Source organism: Flavobacterium sp. (assembly GCF_044373165.1).
In the GTDB taxonomy this organism is placed as follows: Bacteria; Bacteroidota; Bacteroidia; order Flavobacteriales; family Flavobacteriaceae; genus Flavobacterium.
The window spans coordinates 36,876-62,067 of record NZ_JBILQL010000003.1 but is presented as its reverse complement, the minus strand read 5'-3'; the positions used below and the strand labels follow the sequence as shown (position 1 = coordinate 62,067).

The 25,192-nt window shown below is 37.0% G+C and carries 19 protein-coding genes; 12 read left to right on the top strand and 7 right to left on the bottom strand.

The genetic code is table 11. The annotated features are described in order from the left end of the window. Window positions 1-104 precede the first annotated feature (104 nt). Window positions 105-962, top strand: a complete 858-nt coding sequence (gene accD, locus ACIQ32_RS01055) for an acetyl-CoA carboxylase, carboxyltransferase subunit beta (protein WP_396193794.1) — start codon at window positions 105-107, stop codon at window positions 960-962. Window positions 963-1,046: 84 nt separating this feature from the next. Here accD and ACIQ32_RS01050 read toward each other — a convergent pair whose 3' ends face one another. Next, window positions 1,047-2,303 carry an ABC transporter permease gene (locus ACIQ32_RS01050; protein WP_396193793.1) on the bottom strand — a complete coding sequence of 419 codons (1,257 nt, stop codon included), beginning with the start codon at window positions 2,301-2,303 and terminating at the stop codon, window positions 1,047-1,049. 184 nt (window positions 2,304-2,487) lie between these two features. Between ACIQ32_RS01050 and purH the strand changes: the two genes are divergently transcribed. Genes purH through ACIQ32_RS01015 form a run of 7 tightly spaced genes read left to right on the top strand, consistent with a single transcriptional unit; the run spans window position 2,488 to window position 10,285 of the window. Continuing rightward, on the top strand, window positions 2,488-4,020 hold the full coding sequence (gene purH / locus ACIQ32_RS01045) for a bifunctional phosphoribosylaminoimidazolecarboxamide formyltransferase/IMP cyclohydrolase (RefSeq protein WP_396193792.1): 1,533 nt from the start codon (window positions 2,488-2,490) through the stop codon (window positions 4,018-4,020). 56 nt (window positions 4,021-4,076) lie between these two features. Then, window positions 4,077-5,105: a rod shape-determining protein gene (locus tag ACIQ32_RS01040; RefSeq protein ID WP_290872724.1), complete on the top strand. Its 1,029-nt coding sequence runs from the start codon at window positions 4,077-4,079 to the stop codon at window positions 5,103-5,105. Window positions 5,106-5,160: 55 nt separating this feature from the next. Continuing rightward, entirely contained in the window at window positions 5,161-5,988 is an 828-nt protein-coding gene (gene mreC, locus ACIQ32_RS01035; protein ID WP_396193791.1) for a rod shape-determining protein MreC, read from the top strand. Further along, a complete protein-coding gene (locus ACIQ32_RS01030) occupies window positions 5,981-6,487 on the top strand; it encodes a rod shape-determining protein MreD (RefSeq protein WP_396193790.1) in 507 nt (168 codons plus the stop codon). Before mreC ends, ACIQ32_RS01030 begins: the two co-directional genes overlap by 8 nt. After that, on the top strand, window positions 6,484-8,424 hold the full coding sequence (mrdA, locus tag ACIQ32_RS01025) for a penicillin-binding protein 2 (RefSeq protein ID WP_396193789.1): 1,941 nt from the start codon (window positions 6,484-6,486) through the stop codon (window positions 8,422-8,424). The genes ACIQ32_RS01030 and mrdA overlap by 4 nt, the downstream gene beginning before the upstream one ends. Before the next feature lie 9 nt (window positions 8,425-8,433). Next, entirely contained in the window at window positions 8,434-9,696 is a 1,263-nt protein-coding gene (gene rodA / locus ACIQ32_RS01020) for a rod shape-determining protein RodA (RefSeq protein WP_396193787.1), read from the top strand. 49 nt (window positions 9,697-9,745) lie between these two features. Further along, entirely contained in the window at window positions 9,746-10,285 is a 540-nt protein-coding gene (locus tag ACIQ32_RS01015) for a hypothetical protein (RefSeq protein WP_396193786.1), read from the top strand. 52 nt (window positions 10,286-10,337) lie between these two features. On the opposite strand, the gene ACIQ32_RS01010 is transcribed toward ACIQ32_RS01015, so the two are convergent. Next, a complete protein-coding gene (locus tag ACIQ32_RS01010; RefSeq protein ID WP_396193785.1) occupies window positions 10,338-12,524 on the bottom strand; it encodes a carboxy terminal-processing peptidase in 2,187 nt (728 codons plus the stop codon). Between the two features lie 208 nt (window positions 12,525-12,732). Between ACIQ32_RS01010 and surE the strand changes: the two genes are divergently transcribed. From surE to ACIQ32_RS00990, 4 genes are all read left to right on the top strand, one after another. Continuing rightward, a complete protein-coding gene (surE, locus tag ACIQ32_RS01005; protein WP_396193784.1) occupies window positions 12,733-13,503 on the top strand; it encodes a 5'/3'-nucleotidase SurE in 771 nt (256 codons plus the stop codon). Window positions 13,504-13,545: 42 nt separating this feature from the next. After that, a complete protein-coding gene (gene lpxB, locus ACIQ32_RS01000; protein ID WP_396193783.1) occupies window positions 13,546-14,658 on the top strand; it encodes a lipid-A-disaccharide synthase in 1,113 nt (370 codons plus the stop codon). 68 nt (window positions 14,659-14,726) lie between these two features. Next, window positions 14,727-15,365 carry a C40 family peptidase gene (locus ACIQ32_RS00995; RefSeq protein WP_396193782.1) on the top strand — a complete coding sequence of 213 codons (639 nt, stop codon included), beginning with the start codon at window positions 14,727-14,729 and terminating at the stop codon, window positions 15,363-15,365. 43 nt (window positions 15,366-15,408) lie between these two features. Beyond that, window positions 15,409-17,436: a ComEC/Rec2 family competence protein gene (locus ACIQ32_RS00990; protein WP_396193781.1), complete on the top strand. Its 2,028-nt coding sequence runs from the start codon at window positions 15,409-15,411 to the stop codon at window positions 17,434-17,436. Between the two features lie 11 nt (window positions 17,437-17,447). Here ACIQ32_RS00990 and ACIQ32_RS00985 read toward each other — a convergent pair whose 3' ends face one another. The 5 genes from ACIQ32_RS00985 to ACIQ32_RS00965 form a co-directional block, all read right to left on the bottom strand. Next, window positions 17,448-17,915: a thioredoxin family protein gene (locus ACIQ32_RS00985; protein ID WP_396193779.1), complete on the bottom strand. Its 468-nt coding sequence runs from the start codon at window positions 17,913-17,915 to the stop codon at window positions 17,448-17,450. Between the two features lie 51 nt (window positions 17,916-17,966). After that, the gene (locus ACIQ32_RS00980; RefSeq protein WP_396193778.1) at window positions 17,967-19,469 is read right to left on the bottom strand and encodes a peptide MFS transporter; all 1,503 of its coding nucleotides are present in this window, start codon (window positions 19,467-19,469) and stop codon (window positions 17,967-17,969) included. Window position 19,470: 1 nt separating this feature from the next. After that, the gene (locus tag ACIQ32_RS00975) at window positions 19,471-21,129 is read right to left on the bottom strand and encodes a peptide MFS transporter (protein WP_396193777.1); all 1,659 of its coding nucleotides are present in this window, start codon (window positions 21,127-21,129) and stop codon (window positions 19,471-19,473) included. Window positions 21,130-21,210: 81 nt separating this feature from the next. Next, window positions 21,211-22,929 (bottom strand): peptide MFS transporter, encoded by a 1,719-nt coding sequence (locus tag ACIQ32_RS00970; protein ID WP_396193776.1) that lies wholly within the window; start codon window positions 22,927-22,929, stop codon window positions 21,211-21,213. Between the two features lie 26 nt (window positions 22,930-22,955). Beyond that, window positions 22,956-25,124 carry a S9 family peptidase gene (locus ACIQ32_RS00965; RefSeq protein WP_396193775.1) on the bottom strand — a complete coding sequence of 723 codons (2,169 nt, stop codon included), beginning with the start codon at window positions 25,122-25,124 and terminating at the stop codon, window positions 22,956-22,958. Window positions 25,125-25,192: the final 68 nt, after the last annotated feature.

Genomic DNA, 25,192 nt, shown 5'->3' with positions numbered 1-25,192 from the left:
CAAAGTACAAAGTACGAAGTAGAAAAAACAGAATAGTAATAATATAGTGTTGGAACAGAAGAGTGATTACTTCTAACTTCCAACTTCTAACTTCTAACTTAATTATGGCTTGGTTTAAAAGAACAGAAAAAGGGATTCAAACTCCTACTGAAAATAAAAAAGATGTGCCGAAAGGGCTTTGGTACAAATCCCCAACAGGAAAAATTATCGATCAAGACGAATTGGCCAGAAACTTATGGGTTAGTCCGGAAGATGATTTTCACGTTAGAATTGGCAGTAAAGAATACTTTGAGATTTTGTTTGACAACAACGAATTCAAAGAGTTAGATGCGAAAATGACTTCAAAAGACCCTTTGAACTTTGTGGATACTAAAAAATATTCCGACCGTTTAAAAGACGCTATTGACAAAACCGGATTGAAAGATGCAGTTCGCACCGGTGTAGGTAAATCTAAGGGTAAAGATTTAGTAGTTTGTTGTATGGACTTTGCCTTTATCGGTGGTTCTATGGGTGCTGTAGTAGGTGAAAAAATTGCCCGTGGTATTGATTATGCCATCAAACACAACACGCCTTTTGTAATGATTTCTAAATCAGGTGGTGCCCGTATGATGGAAGCCGCTTATTCTTTGATGCAATTGGCCAAAACTTCGGCTAAATTAGCCCAATTGGCAGAAGCAAAAATCCCTTATATTTCTTTGTGTACCGATCCTACTACCGGAGGCACAACCGCTTCTTACGCTATGTTAGGCGATATCAATATTTCGGAGCCGGGCGCTTTGATTGGCTTTGCCGGTCCGCGTGTAGTACGTGATACTACCGGAAAAGATTTACCGGAAGGTTTCCAAACGGCAGAATTTGTTTTAGACCATGGTTTCTTAGATTTCATTGCCCACAGAAAAGAATTGAAGAACAAAATCAATTTATACTTGGATTTAATTTTAAATCAAGACATCAGAGATTAATAACCTCAATCAACTCAAAAAAAAAAGACACAAAATTTTACATACTGTGTCTTTTTTTTTATGCTGAATTATAAATAAACGCAACTACATTCCACTCCGAATAGCCTCCACCGGATCCAATTTAGAAGCAGAGATTGCCGGTAAAATACCGGATATGAGTCCGACTATAACGGACAAGCTCGTTCCTATTATAATATTGGAGAAGCTCAGTACAAATTCAAAATCGAGAATGTTCGTCAACAACATAGCCAATAACCATACTATCAACAACCCGATAGCGCCGCCAATCAAACAGAGAATAATGGCTTCAAATAAAAACTGGAATAAGATGAATTTATTTTTGGCGCCTAACGATTTTTGAATCCCAATTAAATTGGTTCTTTCCTTAACAGAAACAAACATGATGTTGGCAATTCCAAAACCGCCTACTAAAAAAGAAAAAAAGCTGATGATAATACCACCAATTCTCAAACTGCCCAAAAGACCGTCGATAACATCGGTTAAACCAGATAAAACACTAACAAAAAAGTTATCAATATCTCCTTGCTTTACGCCTCTGTAAGTTCGTAACTTTTGAGAAATATCACTTTTTAACGCTTCTATATCGGTTCCTTTTTCGGGTTTAATAACAACAACCGGTAAAGCTTGCGGATTGTTGTCGCCATAAATTCTTCTTAAAAAAGTGGCCGGTAAAAAAGCCGACGTATCATCACCTCCGCCTATTTCAATTGCTGAACTTCCTTTCTTTTTAGTTACACCGATAACCGTAAATTTCTGTCCGTACATTCTAACCGATTTGCCAATAGGACTAAATCCGTCGAATAAATTTTGAGCTATATCATACCCTAAAACCACTACTTGTTTACCGGAATAAGACTCGGCTTCGTTAAAAAAACGTCCTTCAGAAAACTCCATACGCTGAATGTCTACAAACTCAGATGTCACGACCACCATATTTACACTTTCTGAAGTTCTTGATTCAAAAGTGATATTTTGATTAGTGGTAAAATACTGAAAACAAGAGTTTTCTACATTTTTCATAGCCGTTTTCATGTACTGATACTCTTCAAAAGTAACATTGGGGAACTGCTCTCTTTTCCAACGCGGCACATCGGTTGGTCCAAAAGACATACTGGTTAAATACATGGTGTTTTTGTCTAAAGTACTCAAATCACTTTGGATTTTTTGATCTAAAGAGTCAACCGCAGCCAAAACCGCAATGATAGAAAAAATACCAATGGTTACTCCCAATAAAGAAAGCATGGTTCTTAGTTTGTTGTTTCGCAAGGCATTCATGGCAAAAGCAAAACTTTCTTTGAGCAGTCTTAAATAAAGTAACATAGGGTTGATTTATCTACGGGTAAATTTCCATAAAATTAATGGAAATCCCTATTATTTTTTGTTTCGATTTATTTGTGTCAAAAAACAACAGATTGTTACAAATCAAACTTGAATATTGCTTTTAAAAAAACTACTTTTGCGGTCTTATACTAAACAACTTTTTTACACTTACAACACAACACACATGAACACTACAAAAACAATCCAATCGGCATTAATCTCAGTCTTTTCCAAAGACGGTTTGGAGCCGATTGTTCGCAAATTACAGGAGCAAAATGTTACTATTTACTCTACCGGCGGAACCGAAGAGTTTATCAATCAACTCGGCATTCCTGTAGTTCCGGTGGAAGACGTAACCTCCTACCCTTCTATTTTAGGAGGTCGTGTGAAAACCTTACATCCTAAAGTATTTGGCGGTATTTTGAACCGTCAAGACAACGAAAGCGATGCACAACAAATGATTGATTACCAAATTCCACAAATTGATTTGGTGATAGTTGATTTGTATCCATTCGAAAAAACAGTAGCTTCCGGTGCAGGTGAAGCTGACATCATAGAAAAAATTGATATTGGTGGCATTTCTTTAATTCGCGCTGCTGCCAAAAACTTTAAAGACACAGTAATTGTGGCTTCGGTAAATGAATACGGATTTTTATTCGATTTGTTGGACACACAAAACGGCACAACAACTTTAGAGCAAAGAAAAACGTTAGCAACCAAAGCTTTCAATGTTTCTTCACATTACGACGCTGCCATCTTCAATTATTTCAACAAAAATCATGAAGAAGCAGTTTTAAAAATCAGCGAACAAAAAGGTCAAGTGTTGCGTTACGGGGAAAATCCACACCAAAAAGGATTTTTCTTTGGCGATTTCGATGCTATGTTTACCAAATTACACGGTAAAGAATTGTCATACAACAATTTGTTAGATGTAGATGCCGCGGTGAATTTGATATTAGAATTCAAGGAAAACGAACCGACTTTCGCAATTTTGAAACACAATAATGCTTGTGGTTTAGCGACCAGAAACACTATGAAAGAAGCGTATTTGGCTGCTTTGGCTGGTGATCCGACTTCGGCTTTCGGTGGTGTATTGATTGCCAATGGAGCGATTGACGAAAGTACAGCCAACGAAATCAACAGCTTATTTTGCGAGGTGGTAATTGCGCCAAGTTTTGACGAGAAAGCCATAGCCATCCTTTCAGAAAAGAAAAACAGAATTATTTTAGTTTTAAAAGAAACCGCTTTACCGCAAACCAATGTGAGAACCTGTTTGAACGGTGTTTTGGTGCAAGAAAGAAACAACATCACAGACAATAAATCACAGCTAACTTACGTTACTAACACTAAGCCAACCGAGCAAGAAATAGCAGATTTGCTTTTTGCCTCAAAAATTTGCAAAAATACCAAGTCGAATACGATAGTGTTAGCAAAAAACAGTACATTAGTAGCATCGGGTACCGGACAAACCTCAAGAGTAGATGCTTTGAAACAAGCCATTGAAAAAGCCAATTCGTTTGGATTTGATTTGAACGGAGCCGTAATGGCCAGTGATGCTTTTTTCCCTTTTCCGGATTGTGTGGAAATTGCTCACAACTCAGGGATTACGGCAGTTATTCAGCCCGGAGGTTCTATAAAAGACGAGTTAAGCATTAATTTTTGCAACGAAAATAAAGTTGCAATGGTATTTACAGGAACACGTCATTTTAAACATTAATTTGTTTAACTTTGTGCGTTAAAATTTATATAAACATTTAAACCCTTAAAAGACTTATGGGATTTTTTGATTTCATGACCGAGGATATTGCCATTGACCTTGGTACAGCCAATACTCTGATAATTCATAACGACAAAGTTGTAATTGATAGCCCATCAATTGTAGCCCGTGATCGAATATCAGGCAAGATCATAGCCGTTGGAAAAGAAGCCAATATGATGCAAGGTAAAACCCATGAAAACATAAAAACCATACGTCCGTTGAAAGACGGGGTTATCGCCGATTTTGATGCTTCTGAAAAAATGATCAGTATGTTTATCAAAAGCATACCGGCTTTAAAGAAAAAAATGTTTACTCCGGCTTTGCGCATGGTGGTTTGTATTCCTTCCGGTATTACCGAAGTAGAAATGCGTGCGGTAAAAGAGTCGTGTGAACGCGTAAACGGTAAAGAAGTCTATTTGATTCACGAACCTATGGCTGCGGCGATTGGTATCGGTATCGACATTATGCAACCCAAAGGGAATATGATTGTAGATATCGGTGGTGGAACTACCGAAATTGCAGTAATTGCTTTGGGCGGTATTGTTTGTGATAAATCGGTTAAAATTGCCGGTGACGTTTTCACCAACGATATCGTATACTACATGAGAACCCAACACAATTTATTTGTGGGAGAAAGTACTGCCGAGAAAATCAAGATTACCATTGGAGCAGCAACTGACGATTTAGAAACACCACCGGATGATATGTCGGTACAAGGTCGTGACTTATTGACCGGTAAACCAAAACAAGTGGAAGTATCGTTTAGAGAAATTGCTAAAGCGCTGGACAAATCCATACAACGTATCGAAGATGCCATTATGGAAACCTTATCTCAAACACCACCGGAATTGGCTGCCGATATTTATAATACCGGTATTTATCTAGCTGGTGGAGGTTCGATGTTAAGAGGTTTGGACAAGCGTATATCTCAAAAAACAGATTTGCCGGTGTATATTGCTGAAGATCCGTTAAGAGCCGTTGTTCGCGGTACCGGAATGGCCCTTAAAAACATCCCGAAATTCAGAAGCATATTGATAAAGTAATGTTGGTTGTTAAAATACCCAACACTGAATACTGAACACTGAACCCTAGAAAAAGATGCAGCAAATATTTAATTTTATTTTAAAAAACAGTAATCGCTTACTGTTTTTGCTGCTTTTGGTCATATCGCTTTCGCTCACTATTCAGTCGCATTCTTATCACAAGAGCAAAATCATTAGCTCCGCTAATTTCTTTACCGGTGGCATTTATGAAAGAGTGAACAACATAAACGAATACTTCAGTTTAAAATCACAAAACGAAGAGTTGGCATTGGAAAATGCTCGTTTAAAATCGTTGTTGTTCAATCAAAAAGACACTACCAAACTTCCTGAAATTGATACTATCAAAGGCGTCAAAAAAACGGATATTATCGTTTCTAAAGTGATACGAAACTCTTACAGTGTTTTTGAAAACTATCTTACCATTAATAACGGTTCGGCATCTGGAATCAAACGCAATATGGGTGTTATTAATAGTGCGGGGATTGTAGGTATAGTGGATAAAACCTCAAAAAATTATGCGACAATTATCAGCATTTTAAATGTGAAATCGCAAATCAATGCCAAAATCAAAAAGTCAAATCATTTCGGCTCTTTGGTTTGGAACGGAAAAAGCACCGGATTTGTTCAATTGATTGATGTTCCGAGATTGGCCGGCGTGAGAAAAGGTGATACCATCGTAACCGGTGGACAATCTATTATTTTTCCGGAAAATATTGGTATCGGAACCATTGAAAAAGTCTATATTGATGATGTAACCAACTATTACACCTTAGACATTAAGTTGTTCAACGACATGACTAACCTCGGCCATGTTTATATCATCAAAAACAAAGACTCCGATGAGATTACCCATTTAGAAAATCAAACTAAAAAAGATGAATAGTGCTTTACTCGGAAATATTGCTCGCTTCATTTTGTTGCTTTTTGCACAAGTGTTGATTTTTAACCGAATTGATTTATTTGGGTTCATTAATCCGTTTCCTTATATCCTGTTTATTATTCTTTTTCCGGTAAACGGAAACAAGACCGGACTTTTAGCAGCGAGTTTCTTCCTAGGTATATTGATGGATATGTTTTGTAATTCGGGAGGCGTTCATGCCGCGGCATGTATTACTTTAGCCTACTTCAGACCGGCAATTTTTAAATTTTCGTTCGGATTAAGTTATGAATACCAAACCGTAAAACTCAATGACGTCATTACGCCGGAACGTTTTTCGTTTTTATTGATTGCTGTAGTTTTGCACCATTCAATTATGTTTTTACTTGAAGTATTCAAGTTAAGCTTCTTGTGGGAAATATTACTTCGTACTTTTTTGAGTACTATCTTTACCCTTATCACTTGTATTATTATAATTTACATTATAAAGCCCAGTAAGCGATGAGAAAAGTTTTATTGCCTACCATCATTTTAGTGGGAACCTTTTTATTGGCACTGCGATTATTTTATTTACAGGTAATTGATGACTCGCTAAAATTAAAATCCGATAACAACGCCATCAAAATTAAGTATGAGTATCCGGAAAGGGGTTATGTGTATGACCGAAACGGAAAACTGTTGGTAGCCAATCAGCCATCTTACGATATTATGGTAATCCCGAAAGATGTTAAGGATATTGACACTACTGAGTTTTGTAAACTACTCAATATTACCAAAGAAGACTTTCTGAAAAAAATTGCCAAAGCCAAAGTTTACAGTCCGCGTTTGCCTTCTTTATTTTTAGCACAACTGAACAAGAAAGAATACGCCGCTTTTCAAGAAGTACAGCGAAACTTTAGTGGTTTCTACATTCAGAAACGTTCTCTCCGTGATTATCAGGTAGCTTTTGGCGCTAACATCTTTGGTTTTATTACACAAGTCAACGAAAGTATCATCGAAAAAAACAAGTATTACAAAAGCGGTGATTTAATTGGTAAACAAGGAGTTGAAGAAAGTTATGAAGAAATTCTTCGAGGTATTAAAGGCGTAAAATACATTCAACGCGACAAATACAACAGAGAAATTGGCTCTTACAAAGAAGGTCGATTTGACACTATTGCAGAGCAAGGAAAAGACATTAACCTGACCATTGATGCCGTTTTACAACAATATGGTGAGGAATTAATGATTAACAAACGCGGCGGCATAGTGGCTCTAGAACCCAAAACCGGAGAAATACTGGCTTTGGTAACCGCGCCTTCTTATGATCCTGCAATCTTGGTTGGCAGACAGCGGTCTAAGAATTACACGATGTTGTACCACGATTCGATTGCAAAACCTTTGTATGACCGTGGATTATTAGCTCAATATCCACCGGGTTCGCCATTTAAAATTCTTACGGGATTGATTGCTTTACAAGAAGGAGCCATTGATTTGAATACTTCTGTAGTTTGTAATCACGGTTTTAGTTTTGCCCCGGGAAGATTTATGAGATGTCACTGTCATGGTGGTGTGGTTCAATTGCATCGCGGTATTTATGAATCTTGTAATACTTTCTTTTCTACTTCTTACATGCGTACTTTAGACAAGTTCGGCAATGCTTCTGTTGGTGTTGATGTTTGGAGTAAACACTTGAAAACATTTGGTTTGGGAGAATTTATGGGTTACGATTTACCAACCGGAAGAAGAGGAAATATCCCAAATTCTAAAACTTATAAAAAGATCTATCCGGGTTGGCGTTGGAGTAGCAAAACGATAGTCTCAAATGCTATCGGGCAAGGTGAAGTATTGATGACGCCTATTCAATTGGCCAACATGATGGCTACAGTAGCCAATAGAGGTTACTATTATACACCTCACATCATAAAAAAAATCAAAGGTGAAGTCATCGATAAAAAGTTCAGAACAAAACACGTAGCTACTGTAGACAAAGAACATTTTGAAACGATGGTAAGCGGATTGTTTGATGTTTATAATTTTGGTACCGCCAGCGGATTAAAAGTTGAAGGCATTGAGATTTGCGGTAAGACAGGAACTGCGGAAAACTTTACTATTATAGACGGCAAAAGAGTTCAGTTGAAAGACCACTCTATATTTGTGGCTTTTGCTCCCAAAGACAATCCGAAAATTGCGATTGCTATTCTAGTAGAAAATGGTGGTTATGGAGCCACAATAGCCGGACCAATTGCCAGTTTAATGATTGAAAAATACATCAGAGGGAAAATCACTCGCAAAGATTTAGAAACGAGAATATTGGCTCGCGACTTACAACCGGAATACAATCGATATATTAAAAATCCGGTTAGAGATACTTTAATCAATGTTACCAAGACCAATACACTTTTAAAACCTACTGCCAAAGACAGCAGTGCAGGCCAAAAGAGTACCGCCTCACAAGGATAATTTCAGCTTATGAAAAATCAAAGTGTTACAAATAATTTAGATTGGATTAGTGTAGTAATCTACTTGGCATTAGTGATATTGGGTTGGCTGAACATTTACTCATCTTCCCTATCATCTATTGAAGGAGAAACTTCTATTTTTGATTTCAGTCAGATTTACGGAAAGCAGTTTTTATTCATCTTGTTCTCACTGCCAATCATATTTATAGTGTTGTCGGTAGATGCCAAGTTTTACGAAAAATATTCCAGTATCATCTTTGCGGTATCATTGCTATCGTTAATCGGACTTTTTGCCTTTGGAAAAACCATTGCCGGACAGCGATGTTGGTATGGCATCGGAAGTTTTACATTGCAACCTTCAGAGTTTGCCAAGGCCGCCACTTCATTGGCTTTAGCTAAATATTTAAGTGATGTTCAGGTCAATTTAAAAGATTTGAATCGGCAAATTCAAGCCATGGTCATCATCTTTCTGCCGATTTTATTGATTTTACCTCAACCCGATCCCGGAAGTGCTTTAATCTATAGTGCCTTTATTTTGGTTTTATATCGCGAAGGTTTGCCTTCATGGTACTTATGGACAGGATTTATCGCCATAATTTTATTTATATTGGCCTTACTCTTGAAGCCACTGGTGATTATCGGAATTGCATTAGCTATTATTTTGTTTATTTATTATCGCAGCCGCATTATCAATAGAAATTGGATCTTAAGCGCTATTATCTTAGTGGGTATTTCGGGCTTTGTATTCTCGGTTGATTATGTTTTCGAAAATGTGTTCAAGCAACACCACCGCGACCGTTTCAATATTTTACTGGGTAAAGAAGTAGACATGAAAGGCGTTGGATACAACACTAATCAATCGGAAATTGCCATTGGTTCCGGCGGATGGTTTGGTAAAGGCTATTTAGAAGGCACACAAACCAAAGGCGGATTTGTACCCGAACAACATACCGATTATATTTTTACCACTGTTGGTGAGGAATGGGGTTTTATAGGCTCCTTGTTTGTTATTGCCTTATTTGTGATACTAATTGTTCGAGTTATTTATTTAGCAGAGCGACAGAAAACCAAATTCAGTCGGGTTTACGGCTATTGTGTAGCATCCATATTGTTTATCCATTTCTTTGTGAATATCGCCATGGTTGTAGGTGTATTTCCTACCATTGGCGTTCCGTTGCCATTCTTCTCATATGGTGGTTCGGGTTTGTGGGGTTTTACCATTTTGCTTTTTATTTTCTTAAAAATGGATGCTAATAAAGTAAATGAATGGTAAAAGCGGAATAGTTTTTGTAAATTTGAGATTACACTAAATAATACTCATTATGAAAACAAAATTGCCCTTAACGTTTTTGTTGCTTTTAGGAAGTTATTCACTGTCGGCACAAGCAGTAAAAGACACCCTTTCAAAAACAACTGATTCAATCGCGTTAAAACAAATTGAACTGCAAAAAGTAGCCCAAGAAAAAACGTTAACCCCTGAAGAAGCTGCTGCTATAAAAAAAGCTGCGGATCAAAAACAGAAACAAGCAGAGAAAATGAAAGCCGATGCTGAGAAGCAAGCTCAAAAGCTCGAAAAAGAACAGCGCAAACTGGAAAAAGAACAAAAGCGCTTTGAAAAAGAGCAAAAGAAAATTGCTTCCGCCGAAAAGTCGCTGATAAAATCAAAAGAAAAACTGGTTAAAGAGCGAAACAAACTCGAAAAAATGCAAACTAAACTGGAAAAAAGCAAACGAAAAGGCAAACTTTCCGACATTGAGATTGAAAAAGAAAACATCGAAATCAGTAAGCAACAAATTAAACTAAAAGAGATTCAAGAAGACATTGACAAAGCAGAAAAGAAAGTCAATAAACTGAGAAACTAATAAAAAAAGCCACCAAATAAAATTGGTGGCTTTTTCATTTTATGATCAAGAATTAAGATTTAATAACTACCTTTTCTTTCTTTAATTTATTGGAAAGCCCTTTACTGTTTTCCATTTGTAAATCGTTTAAGATGTGAATAGCTTCTTCTATGTAAATATCTTTAGACAAGCCTTCATGCCATCTTTCACGCTTTTCTTTCAACACATTATCCTTATTCATGGCTTCTAACTCATACGGAAGCGAATTGAAAACAAACTCGTTTTTGTAATCGGCTATTGGTTTGTACTTTTTGTTCTTTTCTTCTAAAGCTTTTTGCTCAGCTTTAAATTTATCAATATTTAAACTGAAGACGTTTTCTTTATTTCTTTCGTCTAACCATTTGGCATTGTCATCAATCAATTGCAGCTGAGAATTGGCTTGCATGCGCGCTTTGCTCTTTTTAATGGCTTGCTCAAAATTGTTTTGTTTGTCCCAAATGGTATAATTAGCAGGGTCAATTTTATCCCAAGGCATGGCGTTTTCAATATCGCGCTCACCCATTTTCAAATAAGCATATTTGTCTGGAATGGCAATATCGCTTTTTACACCTTCCAACTGAGTAGAACCACCATTGATACGGTAGAATTTTTGAGTCGTTGTTTTCAAAGCCCCTAAATCGCCATAAGTACTGCCACGAACAAACTGATTCAAATCGATTACATTCTGAACGGTTCCTTTGCCATAAGATTGCTTACTTCCAATAACCACACCGCGTTTGTAATCCTGTATGGCGGCCGCTAAAATTTCGGAAGCCGAAGCAGAAAACTCATTAATCATAACCACCAACGGTCCGTCCCATTGTACTTTTGAATCACGGTCGTATAATACTTCTTTCTTACCAGCAGCCGACTTGATTTGTACTATCGGACCTTGCTCAATAAACAATCCGGCAATATCGACAACGGTTTTTAAAGAACCACCGCCATTATCTCTTACATCCATTACAATTCCTTGTACACCTTCATTTTTCAAACGCTCTACTTCGATAGCCACATCTTTGGCAGCATCTCGGCTATTTTGGTCTTCAAAATCGATGTAAAATTTAGGCAAATAGATAATCCCGTATTTATAACCATCTTTTTCAACCACACTCGATTTAACATAGGTTTCTTCTATCTCTACCTCATCTCTAATGATGGTGATGACCTTGATGGTTCCGTCTTGCTTTTTAACGGTCAATCGAACTTCAGTTCCTTTTGGCCCTTTGATTTTCTTAACCACATCATCCAAACGCATGCCCACTACATCAACCGGTTCGCCATTGGCTTGCGCAACTTTTAAAATGATATCACCCGATTCTAATTCTTTTCCTCTCCAAGCCGGACCACCTGAAATCAATTCAGAGATTTCAGTAAAATCGTTTTTCTTTTGCAAGCGAGCACCGATACCTTCCAATTTCCCACTCATACTCAAATCGAAACGCTCTTTTTCATTAGGCGCAAAATAAGAAGTATGCGGATCAAATCGGGATGAAATCGCATTGATATAAATAGAGAACCAATCATTTCGGTCTAAATCTTTAATGAAATTGAAATTGTCGTTTAAAGAATTTAAGGTCGACTCTCTGGATTCTTTCTCCATTTGCTCGAAAGACTTAGGCGTTTCATTTTTACCTGCCTCAGTATTTTTCTTTTTGTCTTCTTCTAACTTTTGTTTTTCAACTAAAGTGGATAAGGCAGAAAGTTTTACTTGCAAGCGCCATCTTTCTTTCAGTTCTTTGGTCGATTTGCAATAAGGTATTTTTTCATAATCAGCATTGAATGTTTCATCAGCTTTATAATCAAAAGGTTTGGCTAAAACATCTTTGTAGTAACTTTTACTTTCATCCATTCGTTGCATTAAACGGGTATAAGTGAGGTCGAAAAACGACAAATCTTTATTTAGAATTTGGTCGTCGATTTGCGTTTCATAGTTAGCAAACTCATCGATATCCGATTGCAAAAAGAAGCGCTTAGAAGGATCTAAAGCATTCAAATAATCTTTGTAAACCCCTTTAGAAAAATTGTCGTCAATGGCGGCCGGACTGTAATGTCCTTTTTCAATAACAAAAGTCAACAGTTCAATTAACAACTTATCTTTCTCCGGATCAGATTCTTTTTTACTTGGAAATAAACTAAATCCCAACAAGGCTACTGATAGTGCAAGAACTACCAATAGTATTTTATAATTTCTTTTCATAAACTGCATTATAACGTTCATTAATTATTTTTCTAAATTAAACAAAAAACCATGCCAAGAGTTTTCAATCAGACTAAATTTTTGTTAAAAAGCACTTTTTGGTTTGATGACTTTGTCAATTGCTTCAAAGTTATAAAAAAATGTAGCGCTGTAAAGCCTCAAATTGGTTAATTTTGTATGTTCAGTTTGACGCTTATTAGCCAAACTTTGTTACAAAAAAATTCAAAAGATGATTCAAAAACCTACTATATTAGTCACCAACGATGACGGCATCAATGCTCCGGGAATCAGGGCTTTAATTGCTGTTATGGCCGAAATCGGAGATGTTATTGTTGTGGCACCCGACAGTCCGCAAAGTGCTATGGGACATGCCATCACAATTAACAATACCTTGTATTTGAATAAAATTTCAGCTGAAAATGCTATTGTAACCGAATACGCTTGCTCCGGCACACCGGTTGATTGTGTCAAATTGGCGGTGAATGAAATTTTGAAAAAGAAACCCGATTTGTGTGTTTCCGGGGTGAATCACGGTTCGAATTCGTCGATAAATGTGATTTATTCAGGCACCATGAGTGCGGCTGTAGAAGCCGGAATTGAGGGAATTCCAGCCATTGGCTTTTCATTGTTAGATTACAGTTGGAATGCCGACTTTGAAACCATCAAACCTTTTATCAAAAAAATTGCTTTAGAAGTTTTGTATAAAAAATTACCGGAAGGCACGGTTTTGAATGTCAACTTTCCGAAACTTCAATACGAACACATCAAAGGCATTAAAATTTGCCGTCAGGCGAAAGCCATTTGGATGGAGAAATTTGACAAAAGACAAACCCCTTACGGCAAAGATTATTATTGGTTGACCGGCGAATTCATTAATCAGGACAAAGGCGAAGACACCGATGAATGGGCTTTGGCTCATGGATACATTTCGGTAGTTCCGGTACAGTTTGATTTGACTGCACATCATGCCATTCAACAATTAAACACTTGGGATTTATAACCTTTTGGCAACAACAATAAAAAAATGCAATAACGAAAGCTTATGAAATATTACATCATAGCCGGCGAAGCTTCGGGTGACTTACACGGTTCCAATTTAATGAAAGCACTGTATCAGGAAGATGCTTCGGCTGACATTCGTTTTTGGGGTGGTGATTTAATGCAAAGTGTAGGCGGTACTTTGGTCAAACATTATCGCGATTTGGCTTTTATGGGATTTGCCGAAGTAGTGATGAACTTGAAAACCATTTTGAACAATATTAGCTTTTGCAAAAATGATATTGAAAAGTTCCATCCCGATGTCATTATTTTTATCGATTATCCCGGATTTAATATGCGCATCGCTCAATGGGCGAAAAAACGCGGTATTAAAACCCATTACTATATTGCTCCTCAGATTTGGGCTTGGAAAGAAAACCGAATCAAAGCCGTTAAAAGAGATTTTGACAAACTTTTTGTGATTTTACCGTTTGAGAAAGATTTTTTTGAAAAGAAACATCATTTTCCGGTAGACTTTGTTGGGCATCCTTTAATTGATGCCATTCAAAACCGAAAACCAACAGATGAAAATGAATTCCGAAAAGAATACCAGTTAGACGAAAGACCCATTATTGCTTTATTGCCGGGAAGTAGGAAACAGGAAATTGCCAAAATGCTCAGCGTGATGCTCAGTGTGGTGGATGATTTTCCTGCTTATCAATTTGTAATTGCAGGAGCGCCTAGTCAGGAATACAGTTTTTACCAACAGTTTTTATCCCAAAAAAATGTAAAGTTCATTTCGAATAAGACTTATGATTTATTGAGTGTGGCCAGAGCAGCTTTGGTGACTTCAGGCACTGCAACTTTAGAAACAGCCTTATTCAAAGTTCCTGAAGTGGTATGTTATAAAGGAAGTTGGATTTCCTATCAGATAGCGAAACGTATCATTACTTTGAAATATATTTCTCTGGTCAATTTAATCATGGATGAAGAAGTGGTAACTGAGTTAATACAAGAAAAATTCAATACTGAAAACTTGAAAAAGGAGTTGGAGAAACTCTTAGACGAAAGTCATCGAAAATCACTTTTAGAAAAATACCATCTATTGGAAAACAAACTCGGCGGCATAGGTGCGAGTAGCAAAACTGCTAAATTTATTATAAATGATTTAAAGTAGTTTTGATTCCAATACCTAATTTTTAACTTTGCAAAAAAGTTTTCTTTATCAAAAAACACCTTTACATATTGTTCTTTTTCACGCTGCTTATCGCTTGTAAACCGGCGGCTACTATAGTGACTTCTAAAGAAGTTGCCGTAAAAAAAGGGCTGTATACCGAACCTAAACTGGTTACCACAACTGAGGCTAAAAGTCAGGAAAAGAAAAAGAAAAACACCAATACTGTGGTTGCTTCTAAATCTGCGGCACCTTCTACCGTGATCAAAAAAGCAGGCATTGACCCTCAGAACGAACTTGATATTTTTATTGATAATGAAGACACCAGCTATTTAGTCAAGCAGTTAATCAACAGCGCTTCAGATAATTTAGGCGTTGGTTATCGTGGTGGCGGAACCACTAAAGACGGGTTTGATTGCTCGGGTTTGATTTATTCAACCTTTAAAAAATTCGACATTACTTTACCACGCTCTTCTCACCAAATGGCCACTATTGGTACTAAAATAGATTTGAAAAGTGCTAAAAAAGGTGACTTGATTTTCTTTATCAATCGAGGACAAAGAAGAATCAATCACGTAGGTATGGTGGTTGAAGTTACTGACGAAGAAGTCAAATTTATCCACTCCTCTACCCAAAGCGGCGTAATCATCTCTTCCACCAAAGAACCTTATTATAATAGAACTTTCGTACAAATTAATAGGGTTTTATAATAATTTTCTTGTAAGAAAAAGATTTATCATGTAATTTAGTAGCATGAAAATCTTACAATTTCCATTAACCCGTATTTGCCTTTTCTTTGTTTTGGGATTGGTCTTGTATCAAAAAGGCTTCCATCCCAAACCAACGGCTCTTTATTTTTTGCTCTTCATCGGACTGGGTTTGATGATGCTTTTGCATTACCATCAGAAAAAAAGTAGCGCCCAAATTGGTTTCGGATTGATAGTTTCAGTCATCGCAATAACCATCGGATTATCAACAGCGGCTTTTCATCAGGAGAACAAAAGCTTTTATCATTACACCCAACAAACCACAGATCAAGTTCCGTATAACTTTCGGTTAATAATTCATGAAAAATTAAAGAACACGCTCAAAAACGAAAGATACGTTGTGATTTTAGAGCGAATTGAAGACCAAAAAAGCGAAGGCAAACTTATCTTGAACATCCGACATTCTGATCAAAACAAAACTTTAGCTATTGGAAGTTGTGTGAATGTGGATGGCATACTATACAATAATAAACGGCCATTTAATCCGAACCAGTTTGATTATAGTAAGTACTTAGAAAACAAACAGATTTACGCCCAAGTTTACACCTCGTGGCCAAAGCTGAAAGTAATTAAAACCGAAAAAACTCTTTGGTCGAAATTTTCCAATTTCAGGACTACTATCATCGAAAATTTAAAACAGTCTAACTTTGATTCAAAAGAGTTAGCAGTCATGGTAGCTTTGTTACTTGGCCAACAGCAAGAAATTGACGCCGAAACTTTAAAAGACTATCAGTTGGCCGGAGCCGTTCACATCTTGTCAGTTTCCGGATTGCATGTGGGTTTCATCATGATCTTTATTGGTTTTCTTTTAAAGCCCATTCCAAATACCCTCAGGAACAGCTATTTTAAACTGCTGGTCATCATTTTGGCTTTGTGGAGTTACGGTATTTTGGCCGGTTTAGCTCCGTCAGTAGTGCGCTCGGTGACCATGTTTTCCTTTGTAGCCATAGGCCATCATTTGCGTCGCAGCGTCAATGTTTACCATACTCTTTTGGTTTCTATGTTGCTGATATTGCTTTGGAAACCTTCCTTTTTATTTGATGTTGGATTCCAATTGAGTTATTTGGCTTTATTTTTTATCCTTTGGATGCAACCTTTGTTAGCTGATTTTTGGCACCCTAAAAACAAAATCCTTCGGTACTTTTGGGACATCCTAACCGTTTCCTTTGCAGCTCAATTGGGCACTTTACCTTTAAGCCTTTACTATTTTCACCAATTCCCGGGTTTGTTTTTTGTGACAAACGTTGTAGTACTGCCATTATTGGGGATTATTATGGTGGTAGGCTTACTAGCAGTAATCATTGGATGCTTTGGGGTTGTTCCGCAATACCTGATTGTTCCGTTGGAAATGATGATTGCCTTGCAAAACAAATGCATTGAATGGGTGGCTTCATTAGACACGTTTGTTTTTAAAAATATTGGCTTTACCTATGAGATGCTTTGGGCGGCATATCTTATGATTATGTTATTTGTACTTTGGTTAGAAAAACCAACTTACAAAAAAGCCATGATGACTTTGATTGGAATGGTAATACTACAGTCCATTTTTATTCATAATAAATATAGCATAGAAACCAGTCAAGAAATGATTGTATTTCATTTGAAGAAAAACACTATGATTACCGAACGCAGGAATAGCAACTTAACCGTTTACGGAAACGACAGCCTGCAAAATTCGATAAAAGACAATCAGAATTTACAATCTTATTTGACTGCAAATTTTACTGAGCAAACAAAAACCAAATCTTTACAACATTTGTATTACTTCCATTCGAAAAAAATTCTTTTGATTGACAGTAGTATGATAACTTTTCCTGAGATTAAACCGGATATTCTTATTATAGTAAATTCTCCCAAAATCAATTTAGAAAGGTATATTTCAAAGTACAAGCCAAAACAAATTATAGCCGATGGTTCCAACTATAAAAGTTACATCCGGTTATGGAAAGCTACCTGCCATAAAGCCAAAATCCCTTTTCACAATACCGGTGAAAAGGGATTTTATAAGATTTAATTCGGTTTGAATTATGATTTTTTATTGCCCAAAATTTTATTAGCTCCCTCCAACCAAGCACTTGGCCCACCAGCTACATAACCGGTACTTCCTATTTGCTCTAAGTTTGTTTTGCCATCCTTTTTAGAAGCGTTTACAAACCATACCGTAGGATAACCACGAACGCCTAAGGCTTGTTGCAATTCCATGTTTTGTTTTACCAATTCCGGATTTTGCGGTGTTCTTCTTGGAAAATCTAATTCTACCAAAACTACATTGTCTTTGGCCCATTTGGCAAATTCAGGCGTTTTTAAAACCTCTTTTTGCAAACGAATACACCAACCACACCAATCACTTCCGGTGAAAAATAATAGCAAAGGCTTTTTCGTTTTTTTGGAAATCTCCATGGCTTTATTCATATCGGTTTGCCAAGTTAACTCTTGAGCATTTATCGTTAATGATCCTAAAACCAAGCATAATGTAAGGATTACTTTTTTCATTTTAAATTATTTTTTACAAATATATACAAAAACAATACCAAGTACTGTCGACTATTTTACATCTTGCATTAATTTTTTGACTAATGGTGAAATGGCTATTAGTAAGATTCCCGCGGCTAAGGCATAAATTGCCAATTGCTGATAACCCTCAGCATAAGTGTTTAATTTTTCTAAATTGGAGGCGTTTTCAGAAGCTTCAGCGATGTTGGCGCCCAACAATCCGGCAAAATACTGACCGTAAGCACTCGCCAAAAACCACATCCCCATAATTACAGCTTGTGTTTTTTGGGGTGATAGTTTGGTCATGGCTGACATACCGATCGGCGACAAACAAAGTTCTCCGAAGGTAATGATGAACCAGCCGAATGTGAAAATCCCCAATGAGGTTCTTCCATTAACATCGGCAAAGAATTTTGTGTAATAGAAAATCCAAAAACCAGCCGCTAAGAATATAAAGGCTAAACCAAATTTTATAACGGTGTTCGGTTCGATTTTTCTTTTGGCCATCCACAACCAAACCAAACCTACTAGTGCAGCAAATCCGATAACGAACAAAGAGTTGGCAGAATTATTCACCCCGTTAGGGCTGAGTTCTAAACCTAAAATTTCATTGTTCAAATTGTTGGCGGCAAACAAGCTTAAGGAACCTCCACTCTGCTCAAAAAAAGCCCAAAAGAAAATAGAGAAAATGATGAAAACCAAAGCCGCTAACAACTTTTTATTCTCGACTATGGAGAAGTTCTTCATTTCATAAAACAAATACAAAATCGAAGCCGGTCCTATAACCATCATGAAATAATCTGTATACTCTGTGTTGGCCACCATGATGATGATGATTGGTACAATGGCCAAAGAACCCACAAAAGTTAGTATTTCGTATAATTTTCTTTTCGACTGCTCTAAATTCATCAAAGGTGACAAACCTATATTTCCAAGGCTTTTTTGAGTTTGAGTAAAGGTTAGCAAACTGATAATCATTACTATTGCAGCAAATCCGAAACCTACATTCCATCTTAAATTTTCAGGAACTAAAGATTTCCAAAGTGACCCTTCGGCTACGGCAATACAAATGTATCCGCCAATTAAAGCCCCCAAATTTACACCCATGTAGAAGAAGGAAAATCCGGCATCTCTTCTGGGATCACCGTCTTTGTACAATTGTCCTACCATGGAAGAAATATTAGGTTTAAAAAAACCGGTCCCTACTATGGTAAAACCCAATCCGATAAAAAAGAAACTTTTAGGGTCTACGGCCAATATCACACTGCCGATAATCATTAAAATACCGCCCCAAAAAAGCGATTTCCTCAAGCCTAAAATTTTATCGGCAAACAACCCGCCAATAAATGTAAAGGCATACACCCAAGCTTGGGTTGCCCCATATTGCAAATTGGCTACTTTTTCATTCATGGCCAAATGCTGCACCATGAAAACAACCAACATCCCGCGCATGCCGTAGAAACAAAAGCGTTCCCACATTTCACTGAAGAACAAATACCAAAGTTGCTTTGGATACTTTCCTTTAAAATTTTGAATTTCCTCTATTGTTGTCATCTTAATTAATTCCTTTTTCTTTCATTACTTTATTCAACTGTTTCAGCAAAGCAAACATCAATAAGGTGGCAAACATCAACAAAGCAAAGTTGACCCAAAAGAAATTGGCTTTGTCATCATAAGTATCCCACAAACTGGCTAAAACGCCCGACATTTTATTCCCGATAGAAGTGGATAAAAACCAACCGCCCATCATTAAAGAAGTGATGTTTTTGGGAGAAAGTTTAGATACAACAGACAATCCCATCGGACTCAAAAATAACTCTCCAATAGTAATTACACCATAGTTGGCTACCAACCACCAAACCGAAACTTTCTCAGTCCCATTATTACCAATATGAACGGCAGCTACCATAACCAATACTGATAAAGCTGAGATTAATAGGCCGAAAGCAATTTTAGTTGGTGTACTCGGCTCTTTTTTTCTACTGCGCAAAAAGGTGAAAAAAGCCACTACCAACGGGGTTAAAATGATTACCCAACCCGGATTGATAGACTGACTCAAATTAGTGGCCCAAATACTGATTTTACTTCCCTCTTCGGGTTTCTTTTCCTCTTTTACATTTCTGAAATAAATGGGATAATCTACCACTTTTTTGACTTCGCCATTCTCTTTTTGAAGTCGGAATCCGGCGTCATACAATTCGGTTGTATCCTTTTTGTATTCGATTTCTTTGGCTAGTTTTAAACCATTGAAAACTGTTTGGGTTGTCCCGGTAATTTCTCTGTCGGTGTAACGGTCGGCCCAAGTATTTAGTGCGGAACCATTCAATTTGAATACAGCCCAAAATAAAATAACCACCGCAAAAATGGCTAATAAAGCACCTATAGGACGCTTGTCTTCCGTTTTGGCTTTGAAATACAAACTACCGTAGAAGAAAATTACCGGTATACAAGCAAAAATAAAGGCATCTGTACTGTCAGAACCAAAAATATAACTGTTCAAATTTGTCTCAGATTGCACACCTTTAATCAACCAGCCAATTACTCCAAAAATCACAGAAGGTAAAAGGATAAATAATACAATCTTATAGAAAGGCATGTCGCCTTCTTGTACGCCTTTTTTCTCTGTTTTATCACCATAATGTTTGGTTCCCATTAAGAAAACAATCACGCCTATAAACATCCCGACACCGGCAGCCATAAAGGCGTATTGCCAGCCCAGTAATATTTGTAACGCTGCTCCAAAGAAATTACAAATGAAAGCTCCTACGTTGATTCCCATATAGAAAATGTTGTAACCTTCATCTTTCTTATCCTTATATTGCTCGTCGTTGTAGAAATTCCCTAAAAGGGTAGAGATATTGGGTTTAAAGAATCCGTTACCCAGAATGACCAAAGTCATCGCTATATAAAGCATCGTTATATCATGAATTCCCATCAGCATATAACCCGTTCCCATCATCAATCCGCCGATTACAATTGACTTTTTATAGCCAAAATACCTATCGGCGACCAATCCACCAATAAAAGGAGTTAAGAAAACTAAGGCAATAAAAGTACCGTACAAATCGGACGCTTCTTTCTCGGTCATGGCAAATCCGGCCTCGACATCTTTAAGGTATAAGGTAAAAATACCGATCATTAAATAGTAACCGAATCGCTCCCACATTTCGGATAAAAACAAATAAGGCAGTGCTTTAGGATGACTTTTCCACATAATTTTTTCGATTTAAAAAAACAAACCTACAAGGATTACTTGTAGGTTTGAAAGATATAAAAATATTTTAATATGTAATACCTAAGTGATGCCGTTCATCATTTTCTTCAATCTTGGTGATAACAATGCCAATATAATGGCTGCAATACCACACAATACAACAAACACCATGAAAAACTCATACAAGTTGTGAATTTCAAAACCGGCAAATGTAGTGTTTTCAAGAGGCAATTGTTCTTTTTCAAACAAGGCAACTTGTTCCGGAGTCAAAGTGATTTTTTTATCCAAAACATCTTGTAAGTTGATGCCTAGTTTTTCTGCTTTGGCAAATTTATCACCCGTAGCAGGAATGATAGCTCCTAAGGAACCTGCTAAAGCGTAACCGGCCGCATTTGAGATAAAGAACACTCCGTACAATAAAGACGCAAATCTTTTTGGCGCCAATTTACCCACTAAAGACAATCCAATAGGTGACAAACAAAGTTCCCCTAAAGTTTGGATAAAGTACAATAACATTAACCATTTAATGGCCAATAACCCTGAATTCCCTAAATCTTTTACATTGTGTGCAATGATGAAATAACTCAATGCTATCAAGGCCAAACCTATGGCTTGTTTTAAAGGTGATACCGGCTCTTTTCCGTTGGCTCTGAGTTTGTCCCATAATAAACTGAAAGGCAAAGCCATCATCACCACAAAAATTCCGTTAAAAATTTGAACCATTGAAGGCGGCATGTTCCAACCGAAAATATTTCTGTCCGTTTGGTTATCTGCAATAAAGGTCAAAGACGAACCGGCTTGCTCAAAGGCTGCCCAGAAGAAAATAATAAAGAATGAAACTATGTAAATCACCCAAATTCTTTGTCTTTCAATTTTGGTCTCAGCTGAACTCATGATTAAATAAGCTAGTGAAATCCCGGCAGAATAAATAAACGGATAAATAATACCCTTAATCAACTGCCCCATTTCTACGGAAGTAAAACCAAATTCTCCCACCAAAATGTATCGGAAAACAAAAAACAAAGCCGCGAATAAAACGAAAGCAATACCGATTGATTTACCGGTGAATTGTGCTGTTTGTGTTTCTCCTTCTTCATAATCGTCTGCCGTATTATTTTTAGGCAAACCTCCAATTGGTCGACCTTCCGGAGTAACTACATATTTATTTTTCAACAAAAAGAAAGTAATTGTTCCGATAATCATGGCAATTGAAGCTGCCAAGAATCCCCATTTGAAAGCAAAAATATCACGAACCCCGGTTTCAGCATCCTTAACATCTCCAACCCACGGACAAATAAACTGCCCTAAAAAGGCGCCGATGTTAATTCCCATGTAGAAAATAGTAAAAGCGGAATCCAATTTATTTTTTTCTTGTTTTGGATACAAACTACCCACCATTGAAGAAATATTTGGTTTAAAGAAACCGTTTCCAAAGATGATAATAAACAAGGCTATCCACATGAACATTTTAGCACTACCCATACTGGAATCAAAGGTAGAAGCACTGATAAACAACAAAAACTGCCCGATGGCCATTAAAGTTCCACCCAACATAATGCTGTATCTGTTACCTATGTATTTGTCTGAGATGAATCCTCCCAAAAGTGGTGTTAAATAACAAAGCGCTAAAAATCCACCGTAAATAATAGCTGCATCTGCCTCTTTAATCAATAATGAATTCACCATGAATAAGGTCAGAATCGCTCGCATTCCGTAGAAGTTGAATCGTTCCCACATCTCGGTCCCGAATAGCACCCAAAGTCCTTTTGGATGGCCTGTTTTTACTGTAGTTTCACTCATAAAATTGGTTTTAGTTTATTGGTTGATTATAAATTTTCTTTGATGAAATTGGTCATTTTATTGTACAACTGGATTCGGGTTTTGCCTCCGTAAATCCCGTGGTTTTTGTCGGGATAAATGGCCCAGTCGAATTGTTTGTTGGCTTGTACCAAAGCTTCCACCATTTGCATAGTGTTTTGTACATGAACGTTATCGTCGGCGGTTCCGTGAATTAAAAGGAATTTACCTTTCAATTTACTCACATGATTAATAGGCGAATTATCATCGTATCCGCTTGCGTTCTCTTGAGGTGTTTGCATGTATCTTTCGGTATAAATACTGTCATAGAATCTCCAGTTCGTAACCGGAGCAACCGCAATAGCCATTTTGAAAACATCTGCACCTTTAAACAAACAATTGCTGCTCATAAATCCGCCATAAGACCAGCCAAAGATACCGATTCTGGTTTTATCCACATAGGCATAATTTCCGATGACTTTAGCGGCATCAATTTGGTCTTCTACTTCGTATTTTCCTAATTCTTTTTGGGTGCACTTTTTAAACTCAGCGCCTTTAAAACCGGTTCCTCTTCCATCCACACAAGCAACAATATAGCCTTGTTGCGACAACATCATGAACCAATAATCGTTGGCATTCAACCATTGATTGGCTACTTGCTGTGAACCGGGACCGGAATATTGAAACATGAAAACCGGATATTTTTTGGAAGTATCAAAATCTTTCGGTTTGATCATCCAGGCGTTTAACTTATGTCCTTTTTCGGTCGTTAATTCAAAAAACTCTTTAGCCGGCAAATCGTATTTCTTTACTTTTTCCGCTAAATTTTTATTGTCGATGATCGTTTGAATCAATTTGCCGTCTTTAGCATTGTTTAAGGTGTGAACGGTAGGCTGACTTACGCTGGAGTAAGCGTTGATAAAATATTGGAAATTAGGACTGAAAGTAGCATTGTTAGTTCCAATTTGACTGGACAACTTTACTTTATTTTTTCCGTCTAATCCAATTCGGTATACATCGCGAACAATGGAACCATTTTCCACCGATTGATAGAAAACCGTTTTCGTTTTTTCATCAAAACCATAGTAAGCGGTTACTTCCCATGGTCCTTTGGTAATTTGATTTTTTAACTTCCCGGCTTTGTCGTATAAATAAATGTGATTATAACCGTCTTTTTCGGAAGTCCAAATAAAACTGTTGTCTTTCAAAAAGGTAAGATTATCGGTTACATCCACATAAGCTTTGTCTTTTTCATTCAAAACTACCTTGGCTGTAGCGGTATTGCCATCCACAAACAACAAATCTAAATTGTCTTGATGACGGTTTAATACTTGTGCTGAAAGGATATTAGCATCGTTAGTCCATTTTAAACGGGCAATGTAGAAATCCTTATAATTATTCAAATTGACAGTTTTGGCAGCATTCGAAGCCAGGTCATAAATATGCAAAGAAACCAAAGCGTTTTTCTCTCCGGCTTTTGGGTATTTGAAAGTTTCTACAGTAGGATACAAGTCTTTTTTGAAAATATTCATCGAAAACTCCGGCACTTCGCTTTCATCGAAACGAATGTAAGCCAATTTTTTGCTGTCGGCACTCCAATCATAAGCTCTAACGAAGGCGAATTCTTCTTCATAAACCCAGTCGGTAATTCCGTTGATGATACTGTTTTTCTTGCCGTCGGTTGTCACTTGCGTTGTTTTTCCTGAAGCAATATCATAAATGTAAAGGTTGTTGGCTTTAGCAAAGCCAATTTTAGTTCCGTCAGGAGAAAAAGTTGGTTCCTGAACTTGTTCTAATACTTTGGTGAGTTTTTGAGTGGTTAAATTGAATAAAAAATAATCTGCCGTAAACGAATGGCGGAAAATCGGATTGGTATTATTAGCCAAAAGCAACTGTTTTTCGTCAGCGCTAAAAACAAAACTATCGATACCACTAGCTAATTCAGGGAATTTTTGGGTATCGATAATTGTATTTACTTTTTTAAGAGTGGCAAAGTCGTATAAGTCAATTTGCATGCTGCGCGTACTTCTGTCAAAGTTCAAAACAGCATACTGATTGGTGTTTTTCATAGCGAAAAGTTCTTCCATGTTTTCGGCTCTGAAGACACCACCGTAAATTTCTTCTACACTAATTTTTTGTTGAGCTACTGTTACCCAAGCGGATAATAGCAAAAGGACTAGAACTGATTTCGATTTCATTGTTATAATGACTGGTTAAAGATGTCAATTTTAGTGAAAATTTTACAATTGACCTCTTATTTTAATGT